This is a genomic window from Chloroflexus sp., assembly GCF_034432675.1.
GTDB lineage: Bacteria > Chloroflexota > Chloroflexia > Chloroflexales > Chloroflexaceae > Chloroflexus.
Genome location: NZ_DAOUBI010000189.1, coordinates 1 through 11,107, shown reverse-complemented (window position 1 = coordinate 11,107; position 11,107 = coordinate 1). Strand labels below are relative to the sequence as shown.

Here is an 11,107-nt window from a genome sequence, read left to right as displayed (position 1 = left end):
TAGCCCTGTTAATGCAAAGAGTACCCCCGTCCCCCAACCGATCCATTTCCTGATGGGCTTGCGATCCATAACGTTACTCCATTCGTGATTCCGCTTGCCGGCACGTCTTCAGCATAGTGACGACGACCAGATCATGCTACCCTGCAACGAGCGATTCTGGCTCACTCTTTCGAGGGAGTGTAGCGTTTTCAGCCCATCCCCTCTGCCCGTCGTCAGAGCTACGCCCGAAGTGAGCATTTCTTTTCTGTGTGGCGATACCCGGACAGCTATACTTATAGATGAGAAGACGAACGGAGTCACTCCGAAGGAGCATCATATGCCAAAGACCGAGCGTGTAGCCGAGTGGATGACTGAAAATCCCGTCACCGTCATGCCAGATTTCTCTGTCTTAGCCGCCTACGAGCGGATGCGTGCCCGCGGAATCCGCCGAATGCCGGTCGTGGATAAAGATGGGACGCTGGTTGGCATCATTACCCGTAGCGACATCGAGCAGGCCATGAGCCACCCGCGCAGCGAGGAAGAACGCCGCCTGGCCCGCTTCAGCCTGGCCGGACAGACGGTTGCCGAATACATGACCCCCAACCCCATCACCGTCGCCGCCGACGCATCGATTGGCGAAGCGGCAGCCATGATGATCCGCGCCCGCGTCAGTGGTCTACCGGTGATGGACAATGGACGGATGATTGGGATTATCACCGAATCGGACATCTTCCGGCTGGTCGCCAGCACCTGGGCCGCTGAGGAGAGTGGGTAGTGGTGGGGTAGTGTATTTAGATACGAGTTCACCAGGGTGTGGATGGGGATAGAGGAGACAACTTCTGTTATTGACAAGACAGTCGGCAGAAGGAAGTATTTTCACTGTCTAAAATAGTGCTATTACTCGTCGGATTAGGTACTTTACCCGCCTGTCATGCGCGTGTTGCGGCGTTTGAAGTGCGGCAGTCATGCTGCCGCACCAGCCGTGCTCACGATCCGGCGCGTGTTTGCAGGCATATCTGATACCAGACCTCTCAGTTAGCAGGAACAGAACAATCGTTTAACGAAGCGCAGGAACAATTCACGTTACTTTGGGTATTCAGGCAGATCAATAATTACACACCAGCCCACTTCTGTATCCCATCTGCACTCAAAATGTACAGACATCAATAGTACATATTGAATCTACTTGATCCATTGTTCCCATTCGGTAACAATTTGATCTATTTCTCCCATATAAGGTTCTGCTGCATAAAGAGCGAAGTTCGTTATCCGAAACAAATGTAGACTTTGTTGTTTGGTTTTTCGCTTCAGATTACGAGTACCAACAAAATCACCCATAGGTTCAGTACCATGAGCAAAACGGTACAACAAGGCCAGTAAATCAGGATTCTTCTCTGTGGGATAGCCGGTAATCTTAATATTTTGATTATGGGCATCCTTGAAATCTAACCATAATATCTTGAACCCATTTCAAAGAAGCGCTCCGTGAGATCATAGCCCTTCCTACCACGATCCCTATACTCCCATAGAATTGCACATAATGCTTCATCTGGCAATGGTCGGGAATTGTAGGCTTCCTGTACTTCCTGGATTGGTCTAAACTGGTGCCCAAATGTTTCAATGATCTCTGGTATGCTTGTTTTCCTTTTCGTCATCTCTACGGGTGTTGATGGACTCACATATCTACGAAAGACTCTCAGAAGTTGAACTCGCATCCAAGTTTGCCTGATCTCACTAACCTGCTGGAGAAGTCGCTCCGACGACTCTGAACTCTTGATAAGTTGACCAAACAGAACTAATACAGGCTTGTAAAGTTCACAAGCGTAGGGCAAGATATCAGGATAATACTCATTAGCAGAAAGAGTAATCCAATTGTAGGTGTCAGTCTTATAATCAGCAAAACGCTTGCGGCGATTAGATAAATTATTCACTGAAGAGTACTCCACTGTTATATTTCTCATCTAACAATTTATTTCGTTACAATCAAAAAGTCTTTCTGGCTTGTGATCGTTTTGACTTTTGGCTATTATCTTGGATGAATTGCTAATTTTATTTGCTGCCGACCACACAAGTTGATTTTATGCTCTAGTGTAATTATACTTCAGTACAAACTATTGTCAAGACGAGAGTAGAACTGCCGGAAAAGAAATTCGCTGATTGCCTTTGCAATGCCACCTGTCAGTCTCTATATTCTGACCTGCGCTGAAAAAATGCAGTCACTATTGGCACAAATACGTTGTCGACTTTTGTAAATTGTACCACTACCCAATCAAGCTAACCGTTGGCTCGCGGATGTAGCAACGTAGCAGCAGACGACACACGACACTGAGCACGTGCTATAATGCCGAAGACGATCGCTGCGCAGTGCATCAGGCACGGATACCCTGGACAAATGATAGGCCCCTTCCGCTCGCTATTGACGACATTCCTGCTTCAGCGTATCATAGAAGAGAAGAATATTCAGATTTCAAGTTTTTATCTCAAAAACTATTTGTTCAGTTTGCAACTGAACGTATACTATGGTTCTTGCATGCGCAAACAGCTACGCCTGCTCATCGAATTTGCCCGTCCCCACACCGTCATTGCTACCAGCGTCCAGGTTTTGACCATGCTGATCATTGTGATCGGCTGGCACCCACCAACGCTCGAACTGGTGGGACTGGTCGGGGTGACACTCGTTGTCTGTCTGGCGCTCAATCTCTACGTAGTCGGCGTGAATCAACTGACCGATGTGGCGATTGATCGGATCAATAAGCCATGGCTACCGGTTGCTGCCGGTCAGCTTTCATTGGATGCTGCGCAACGTATTGTTAGCATTGCCCTGTTTGTTGCCCTAACCGGCGCGGCTATGCTCGGCCCACCGCTCTGGTGGACGGTGAGTGTCATCGCGCTGATCGGTTCTCTCTATTCGCTCCCCCCGCTGCGCTTGAAGCGTCACCCCCTCGCTGCGGCTTTCAGTATTGCCGGTGCTCGCGGGGTCATTGCCAATCTCGGCCTGGCCTTTCACTATCAGTACTGGTTAGATAGCGAATTGCCGATCACGACTCTGATCCTGATAGCAACCTTCTTTTTCGGTTTCGCTATGGTGATTGCGCTCTACAAAGACTTGCCCGATGATCGCGGTGATCGGTTGCATCAGATCGAGACCCTAACCACGCGCCTCGGCCCGCAGCGGGTGCTGCACCTGGGCAGGATGTTGCTCACCGCCTGTTATCTGCTTCCGATTGCCGTTGGTCTCTGGTCGCTACCGACCTTTGCCGCCGCGTTTCTAGCCCTCAGCCATGCAGTCGTTATCATTGTTTTCTGGCTGGTCAGTATGCGCGTTGATCTGCAACAACAGCAATCGATTGTCAGTTTTTATATGTTTCTGTGGGGGATTTTTTATACCGAATTTGCCCTGCTTAGCATTTACCGTCTGACGTATACCCTGTAATGAGGTCACAGTTTTACGCAATTCTGGCCCTTATTCGACTTGGCCGCCCTCTGCACCTCATCGGCGGCGCTATCTTCTACGGGGTGGGTGTCACTGCTGCCGGTGTTCCCATCACCAATCCAGGTCTAGCGCTCCTCGGCCTGGCAGCCACCCTGAGCGCACAGTTGATGAACCACTACAGCAACGATTACTTCGACCACGAGGCCGACCGGGCCAATCCTACCCCAACCCACTGGTCGGGCGGGAGCCGGGTCTTGCCAGAGGGTCATCTGCCGGCGCAGGCCGCGCTGATCGCAGCTATTAGCTGGGGGTGTATCGCCCTGTTGCTGGCTACGCTCAGCACCCTCTCTGCACCCCAACCGCTGCTGTCCGGCACACTATTCGCCCTTTCGATTGCGCTGGCCTGGGTCTACAGCGGCCCGCCACTCTACCTGCATCGGCGCGGCTGGGGCGAAGTGGTTGGGGCGTTGCTGGTGCCGGGCGGAACCGCCCTGGTCGGTTTCAGTTTACAAACCGGTACGCTTCGCCCGTCCATCCTCTTAACCATCATCCCGCTCTGCCTGCTTCAGTTCGCGATGCTGATTGCCGTCAGTCTGCCCGATGTCACCGGTGATCGGGCGGTCGGCAAACGCACGCTGGCCGTGATCTTCGGCCCCCAACGGGCAGCGCAATGGCAAAGCTACGCCATCAGCGCCGCGCTGATCAGCCTGCCATTGCTATTCTTCGCCGGCCTGCCACCACTCGTGGCCGCGGCACCACTCGCCACTGCGCCAATCGGACTATGGCTAATCGCACGTCTTCGCCGCAACGCCTGGGCTGATCCCACCGCCTGGAGCAGTCTCGGCTTCTGGAGTATTGGTCAGCTGGTTGGCAGTGCCGGTATGATGCTGCTGGCCTGGCTCGAAGTAGGGAGTGGATGACACACGCAACGCTATAGTTGGGTCGATAAACCACTCTTTTCCTGTGTAGACGAGGGCCGACGATGAGGGTATGCAGGGCATCTCCAGGACGCATATTCCGCCTAGTGACACTCCCCACATCCTCTACCACCAACAGTTTCGTGTATACTTATCCTTAAATATGACAACACTCACAGGATCAATCCTATGCAAAAACTCGGTGTGATCGATCTCGGTTCCAATACCACTCGTCTGATTGTGATGGCGTATGAACCGGGACGCTGTTTTCGCCTGACCGATGAAGTGAGCGAAACTGTCCGTCTGGCCGAGGGTATTGGCCCATCCCGCATGCTGCAACCGGCGCCAATACGGCGCGCCGTTGAAGCCCTGCGCATGTTCTATTCACTCTGCGTCTCAACCGGCGTCAATGAGGTGATTGCGGTCGGCACCAGTGCTATCCGCGAGGCCGCGAACCAAGCTGATTTCTGGGCAGCATTGCGCGCTGCGACCCCGCTCGATCTGCGCATTATCTCTGCCGAAGATGAGGCGTATTTTGGCTACCTGGGTGCGATCAATGCCTTGCCAATCCAGCATGGCGCACTTTTTGATACCGGTGGTGGTTCGACCCAGGTGATGGCGGTGGCTGAGCGGAAACTGACGCGGAGTTTTTCGGTGCAGGCCGGGGTGGTGCGCTTCACCGAGCAGTTCGTACAGAGCGATCCCATTAGTCGCACCGACCTACGGCGGCTGCGTGCGGCTGCGCGTGATGCCTTTGCCCCCCTCGACTGGTTGCCTGATCTGAGTAATGGTCGTCTGGGTGGGATTGGTGGTACGGTACGCCAGTTGGCCCGTATCGATCAGAAACAACGGGCCTATCCGCTTGAACGTGTCCACGGCTATCAGCTCACCCGCGAGGCGGTAGAGCGCATTACCGAAGAACTCGCCCGCCGTTCCCGTCGCGAACGATTGCAAATTCCCGGTATGAAAGAGGAACGGGCCGATGTAACGCTGGCCGGCGCCGTGATTATCGCTGCCCTGATGGATCGCGGCAACTTCCCGTACCTGCTGGTCAGCGGTCAAGGCGTGCGCGAAGGCATCTTCTACCAGCACTTTCTGGCTGATCAACCGCAGCCCCTGCTGAGCGAACCACGACAGTTCAGTGTACTTAATCTGGCCCGGCTGACCCACTACGAACCGGAACACTGTGCTCGCGTCGCTCACCTCAGCCTGTCGCTGTTCGACCAGTTGGCACCACTGCACGGCTATGGCGCCTGGGAACGCGAACTACTCGGCTACGCTGCGATCCTGCACGACATTGGCATTAGCGTCGGCTACTACGACCATCACAAACACGGCGAGTATCTCATTCACAATGCGACCCTGCTCGGCTTCAGCCATCGTGAAATTGTGATCATCGCCAGCCTGGTACGCAACCATCGCAAAGGATGGGGCGATCTGACCGCCTACTCCCCCATTCTCGCCACCGACGACGAAACACGCATCGCCCGCCTAAGCGCAATGCTCCGCCTTGCCGAATACCTGGAACGGAGCAAGAGCCAGATCGTGCGTGACGTGCGCGTCCAGATCGGCGACGAGATCGTGATTGATGTCATTGCCGACGGTGATGCTCACGTCGAGATTTGGGAAGCCTCACGCCGCAGCGGTCTGTTAAAACGCAGCTTTGGCCGCGAGGTGCAGATCAGAGCAACATGAGCCTGTGCTATAATGCCACATAGCAAGAAGTGAGGGATAGGCTACACGCATGCGGTGCCCGTTTTGCCATTTTGTCGAGACCGATGTTGTCGATACGCGCAAACTGTACGAAGGCGAGGTGATCCGTCGCCGTCGGCGCTGCCGTGCCTGCGGTCGCCGCTTCACCACCTACGAACGTATCGAGTCGGTTAGCCTGATGGTTGTCAAAAAAGATGGCACCCGCGAACCGTATGACCGCGAGAAGATCGCACGTGGCGTACGTACCGCCTGCTACCGTCGCCCGGTCTCGGCGGCGGCCATCGAACAACTGGTCAATGATGTCGAAACCGCTATCATGAACACCGACGAACACGAAATCAGTTCGCAGGCCATTGGTGACGCGGTGATGCAGCGCTTGCGCGATCTCGATGAAGTAGCCTATATTCGCTTCGCTTCAGTCTACCGTGCGTTTACCGACATTGGCAAGTTGCGCGAAGCTGTTGATGAACTCCTTGATCGAGAAGGTGTCCGCAATGGTCACCTCTCGCCTAAACCAGCAGAGGACTCATGGGTATGAGCGTTGAAACGACACCTCAGCCGGTGTCTGAACAGGTAACCAAACCATCATTATTCCAGCGCATTGTTCATTCGATACGATCCATCGAATGGACGCAAGTCTTGTTGGTCAGTCTTCTGACCGCTATTGCCTGGTGTTCGCTCTTCCTGGCCAACAACATCTTGCAAATTCTGGCCGGTGTTGTACCGGTGATGGCCGGCATCTATCTGGGGCGCAAGGTGCGCGGTGAGTACCTTGCCAACGGCCTGGCCCTCGGCCTGCTCACCTTCCTCTTCGGCCTGGCGATTATGACCGGCTACGGCCTGGTTGGTGAAGCCGGGATTGCGCCGATGCCGGTTATTCAGCTCGATCCTGACCAACCACCCGCACCGGCAACCTTACTTGACCTCATTTCCATCTATTTTATCTTTTCGGCTTTCGCATTAATCCCGTTTCCCGCTTTCGGAACGGTGATGTCAGGCCGTGCCGAAGAGCGCAACCGGCAGTTGCAGAGAGAGATTGCCGAGCGCGGCGGTCGTCTCGAACGTCCCGGGGTGGTGCGCACCCTCGAAGACCTGCAGGGTCTCTCGCTGCCCCAATTCGGCTCGTATGTGCTGAACCTCTTCCGCAAAAAGGGCTTCGAGTTCAAAGACTATCGCTTCATCGACAAAGATAAGCATCTCGATCTCGAACTGACCTACGAGGGAGTAACCTACCTGCTGCGCTTATCGGTCGCCGACAAGGTGCGTCCAGGCACACTCGAAAGCCTGTTGCAGGATATGAAACGGGCCGGTATTCCGAAAGGATTAGTGATTACGTCAACCGAATTTACGCCTGATACGATCAAGGCGGCGAGTGGCCGGCGCAATGTGCTGATCATCGATGGGAAGACGTTGTTTGCGATGGCAGAGGGGTAGCACACATGCTGCTTGATTTGAGTGGGCGAGTCGCAATTGTCACCGGTGGCAGTCGTGGGATTGGCCGGGCGACTGCCGAGCGGTTAGCCGGCAGCGGTGCCGCCGTAGTCGTCAATTATCGCGGGAACGCAGCGGCTGCCGAAGCGACGGTGGCCGCCATCACTGCTGCCGGCGGCACCGCCATCGTCGTGCAGGGCGATGTCAGTCAACCGGCAGATGTAGAGCAGATGGTCAAGACCACCCTTGAACGGTTTGGTCGGATCGACATCCTGGTCAACAATGCCGGCATCACCCGCGACACGTTACTTCTCCGCATGAAGGAGAGCGACTTCGATGAGGTGATCGCCACCAATCTGCGCGGGGTCTTTCTCTGCACCCGCGCCGTTCTCCGCCCAATGACCAAACAGCGGTTTGGTCGGATCATTAACATTACATCGGTGGTTGGCTTGACCGGTAACGTTGGTCAGGCCAATTACGCTGCGGCAAAAGCCGGTATTCTCGGCTTCACCAAATCGACAGCCCGCGAAATGGCGAGTCGGGGGATTACCGTGAATGCCATTGCGCCGGGCTTCATCGAAACCGAGATGACCGAGGCGCTCAATGAAGAGGCGCGCAAGGCAATTCTGGCAACTATCCCGCTCGGTCGGTTTGGCCAGCCGGCTGAAGTTGCGGGACTTGTCTGTTTCCTGGCCTCTGATGCCGGCGCATATATCAGTGGTCAAACGCTGACTATCGACGGTGGAATGGTGATGTCCTGATGATTCGCAAAGTATTAGTAGCCAACCGCGGTGAAATTGCTGTACGTATCATTCGAGCCTGTCAGGAGTTGGGCATTCGCACGGTAGCCGCCTACAGCACTGCCGACCGCGACTCACTGGCCGTTCGTCTGGCCGATGAAGCGGTATGTATCGGCCCACCACAGGCAGCAAAGTCGTACCTCAACGCTCCAGCGCTCATCAGCGCTGCCCTCGTATCGGGATGTGATGCGATCCATCCCGGCTACGGCTTTCTCTCAGAAAACCCCTACTTTGCCGAAATGTGCGCCGACTGCAAACTGACCTTCATCGGTCCGCCGCCTGAACCGATCCGGTTGATGGGTGATAAGGCGATTGGGCGCGAGACAATGCGCAAAGCCGGCGTCCCAACCGTACCCGGCTCTGATGGCGAAGTTCGCTCGCTCGAAGAGGCCATCGATGTCGCCCGTCAGATCGGGTATCCGGTACTGCTCAAGCCCTCTGGCGGTGGTGGTGGTCGCGGCATGCGTGTCGCTTACGACGAAGCCGATCTCCAGCGCACCTTCCCCACTGCGCGCGCCGAAGCCGAGGCAGCGTTCGGGAATGGTGCGCTTCTACTGGAAAAATACCTCACCCGCGTGCGCCACGTCGAAATCCAGGTTCTGGCCGACCAGTATGGTCATGCCATCCACCTCGGCGAACGCGACTGCTCGGCGCAACGTCGTCACCAGAAAATCGTTGAAGAGGCGCCATCACCGGCAGTCACCCCCGAATTGCGCGAGCGGATGGGGTCCGATGCTGTGCGTGGGATCAAGTCGATTGGCTATGTGAATGCCGGCACGCTCGAATTCCTGCTCGATCAGGACGGCAACTACTACTTCATCGAAATGAACACCCGCATTCAGGTTGAACATCCCGTTACCGAACAGGTGACCGGAATCGACCTCGTACGCTGGCAGTTACTCATCGCCAGCGGCGAGCGCTTGACGCTGCGCCAGGAAGACATTAAAATAGCGCGGCACGCAATCGAGTGCCGGATCAATGCCGAAGACCCGGAGCGTGACTTTTTACCGGCAAGTGGTGAAGTTGAGTTCTATTTGCCGCCCGGCGGCCCTGGAGTTCGAGTCGACTCTCACCTCTATTCCGGGTACACACCACCCGGAACCTACGACTCATTGCTGGCGAAAATTATTACCTTTGGCGACACACGCGACGAAGCGCTCAACCGGATGCGGCGAGCGCTCAACGAGTGCGTGATTACTGGTATTAAAACAACCATCCCGTTCCAGTTGGCGCTGATCGACGATCCGGAGTTCCGGGCAGGTCGCATTCACACCGGTTACGTGGCTGAATTACTGCGCCAATGGAAAGAGACACTCAATCCGGTATAAAACGGTGACGGGATGCGTATGGGGAGGGCAAGGTTGGCAAGTCAGCGGCATCGGGTACGGATCGCAGCATTGCAGATCCTCTTTGAAGTTGATGAAACCGATCATGCAATTGATCAAGTGCTCGAGCGCCGGCTCACTGATGAACCAATGTCGCAGGAGAGTGCTGAGTTTCTCCGGCGACTGGTGTTTGGCGCATGGGAGCATCGCTCGTATCTGGATCGGATCATCGAGGAGGCAGCACCAAACTGGCCGGTAGCTCAGATGCCGGGAGTTGATAAGGCGGTGCTACGGATTGCCCTCTTCGAGCTACTGATTGATGATGCCGAGCGCACACCGATAAAAGCTGTGATCAACGAGGCGGTTGAACTGGCGAAACAGTTCGGCAGCGACAATTCGAGCCGGTTTGTCAATGGCGTGCTCGGTACGGTGGTAACGCGCTACCTGGCCGACCGCGATGATACTGTTGAGGAATAGCCGTCTTTGAAAGGAAGGAATGTAACTCGTATGGCTTCGCCTGAGATGGAAGAGCGCCTGCGTAAGATTATTGTCGATCAGCTCGGTGTTGAGCCAGAGCTGGTTGTACCTTCGGCATCGTTCACCAAAGATCTGAACGCAGACTCACTCGATCTGGTTGAATTGATTATGTCAATTGAAGAAGAGTTCGGCGTTGAGATTTCGGATGAAGAGGCCGAGAAGATTCAGACCGTCGCTGACGCGCTGAATTATCTCGAAACCCACCAGAGCAACGAGTAGCGGTATCACCGTACCTGTCACCGTAGCACAGGCTTTTGGCCTGTGCTACGTTCGTTTTTGATAGGCCATCATCCGCAACCCCTCTCCCGCGCAGCGCTGCCAGGAGAGGGGAGCGCAGAAGCCTTTGCCGAGACTGCCTGATGCGGCAAAGTCGACTCCCGCCCCCAGCGAGGGGGGGCGGGGTGGGGGTGATCTCCTATGCTCCTCACCTCTACCCGCTACCCCCGCTCCACTCGCATTGGGGAGTGGGGAGTGGGGAGTGGGGGCTGCGTGCTCTCCATCTGGGAGCTGAGAGCGTGCGTCTCCGGTGCGCACGGTGCCGGCACCAGTGCTGGAGGGAGGAGCCAGGCGCTGGGAGCGTGCGCCTCCGCGCACGCGGTGCCGGTACCATTCCCTCGTGCGCCAGCTATGCACGTGCTCGCCGTATGGTGGTTACTCCTTTTGGACTGGGGAGTGCCTTCTTCAGGAGCGGCTGTGCCTGTCTGATCATCGCCGCAGGTGCCGCCCGGCTACCTGCACTGGTGGTGGCACCCCGCTGAGCATGGAACGTCGCGGCAAGCATTGCTGACATGGGGAGACCTCACCTCACCCCCAGCCCCCGCTCCTCTCCCACCGCGCTATGCATTATCCACAAATAGGTACTGTTGTGGACGACTGGCCCGGTGACAATGCGCCGCTCCAGCCGTGCCAGCACGTGCTGGATGGATTGCATTACCCGCTCGTCATGCGCGTGTCGCGCAGTTTGGCGTGCGG

At 55.8% G+C, this 11,107-nt stretch carries 11 protein-coding genes; all 11 read left to right on the top strand.

Going from position 1 to position 11,107, the window contains the following annotated elements:
• Nucleotides 1-316 precede the first annotated feature (316 nt).
• On the top strand, nt 317-754 hold the full coding sequence (locus VAE55_RS14625) for a CBS domain-containing protein (RefSeq protein WP_322816486.1): 438 nt from the start codon (nt 317-319) through the stop codon (nt 752-754).
• A 1,755-nt stretch (nt 755-2,509) separates the two neighbouring features.
• Nucleotides 2,510-3,412 (top strand): homogentisate phytyltransferase, encoded by a 903-nt coding sequence (locus tag VAE55_RS14620; protein WP_322816485.1) that lies wholly within the window; start codon nt 2,510-2,512, stop codon nt 3,410-3,412.
• Nucleotides 3,412-4,332 (top strand): prenyltransferase, encoded by a 921-nt coding sequence (locus VAE55_RS14615; RefSeq protein WP_322816484.1) that lies wholly within the window; start codon nt 3,412-3,414, stop codon nt 4,330-4,332. The genes VAE55_RS14620 and VAE55_RS14615 overlap by 1 nt, the downstream gene beginning before the upstream one ends.
• A gap of 186 nt (nt 4,333-4,518) precedes the next feature.
• Nucleotides 4,519-6,024 (top strand): Ppx/GppA phosphatase family protein, encoded by a 1,506-nt coding sequence (locus VAE55_RS14610; RefSeq protein ID WP_322816483.1) that lies wholly within the window; start codon nt 4,519-4,521, stop codon nt 6,022-6,024.
• 49 nt (nt 6,025-6,073) lie between these two features.
• Nucleotides 6,074-6,580: a transcriptional regulator NrdR gene (gene nrdR, locus VAE55_RS14605; protein ID WP_322816482.1), complete on the top strand. Its 507-nt coding sequence runs from the start codon at nt 6,074-6,076 to the stop codon at nt 6,578-6,580.
• Nucleotides 6,577-7,476 (top strand): restriction endonuclease, encoded by a 900-nt coding sequence (locus VAE55_RS14600; protein WP_322816481.1) that lies wholly within the window; start codon nt 6,577-6,579, stop codon nt 7,474-7,476. The genes nrdR and VAE55_RS14600 overlap by 4 nt, the downstream gene beginning before the upstream one ends.
• Nucleotides 7,477-7,481: 5 nt before the next feature.
• Entirely contained in the window at nt 7,482-8,234 is a 753-nt protein-coding gene (gene fabG / locus VAE55_RS14595) for a 3-oxoacyl-[acyl-carrier-protein] reductase (protein WP_322816480.1), read from the top strand.
• Nucleotides 8,234-9,601 (top strand): acetyl-CoA carboxylase biotin carboxylase subunit, encoded by a 1,368-nt coding sequence (gene accC / locus VAE55_RS14590; RefSeq protein WP_322816479.1) that lies wholly within the window; start codon nt 8,234-8,236, stop codon nt 9,599-9,601. Before fabG ends, accC begins: the two co-directional genes overlap by 1 nt.
• A gap of 18 nt (nt 9,602-9,619) precedes the next feature.
• Nucleotides 9,620-10,075, top strand: coding sequence for a transcription antitermination factor NusB (nusB, locus tag VAE55_RS14585; protein WP_322816478.1), 456 nt, complete (start codon nt 9,620-9,622; stop codon nt 10,073-10,075).
• A 30-nt stretch (nt 10,076-10,105) separates the two neighbouring features.
• A complete protein-coding gene (locus VAE55_RS14580; RefSeq protein ID WP_322816477.1) occupies nt 10,106-10,354 on the top strand; it encodes an acyl carrier protein in 249 nt (82 codons plus the stop codon).
• A 359-nt stretch (nt 10,355-10,713) separates the two neighbouring features.
• Entirely contained in the window at nt 10,714-10,893 is a 180-nt protein-coding gene (locus VAE55_RS14575; RefSeq protein WP_322816476.1) for a hypothetical protein, read from the top strand.
• The last annotated feature ends 214 nt before the right edge of the window (nt 10,894-11,107 follow it).

What these genes read in the sequence shown, in the direction of transcription:
- fabG (WP_322816480.1), top strand. Translation starts at nt 7,482, where the DNA reads ATGCTGCTTGATTTGAGTGGGCGAGTCGCAATTGTCACCGGTGGCAGT.
- VAE55_RS14615 (WP_322816484.1), top strand. Translation starts at nt 3,412, where the DNA reads ATGAGGTCACAGTTTTACGCAATTCTGGCCCTTATTCGACTTGGCCGC.
- VAE55_RS14600 (WP_322816481.1), top strand. Translation starts at nt 6,577, where the DNA reads ATGAGCGTTGAAACGACACCTCAGCCGGTGTCTGAACAGGTAACCAAA.
- nrdR (WP_322816482.1), top strand. Translation starts at nt 6,074, where the DNA reads ATGCGGTGCCCGTTTTGCCATTTTGTCGAGACCGATGTTGTCGATACG.
- nusB (WP_322816478.1), top strand. Translation starts at nt 9,620, where the DNA reads ATGGGGAGGGCAAGGTTGGCAAGTCAGCGGCATCGGGTACGGATCGCA.
- accC (WP_322816479.1), top strand. Translation starts at nt 8,234, where the DNA reads ATGATTCGCAAAGTATTAGTAGCCAACCGCGGTGAAATTGCTGTACGT.
- VAE55_RS14610 (WP_322816483.1), top strand. Translation starts at nt 4,519, where the DNA reads ATGCAAAAACTCGGTGTGATCGATCTCGGTTCCAATACCACTCGTCTG.
- VAE55_RS14620 (WP_322816485.1), top strand. Translation starts at nt 2,510, where the DNA reads ATGCGCAAACAGCTACGCCTGCTCATCGAATTTGCCCGTCCCCACACC.
- VAE55_RS14580 (WP_322816477.1), top strand. Translation starts at nt 10,106, where the DNA reads ATGGCTTCGCCTGAGATGGAAGAGCGCCTGCGTAAGATTATTGTCGAT.
- VAE55_RS14625 (WP_322816486.1), top strand. Translation starts at nt 317, where the DNA reads ATGCCAAAGACCGAGCGTGTAGCCGAGTGGATGACTGAAAATCCCGTC.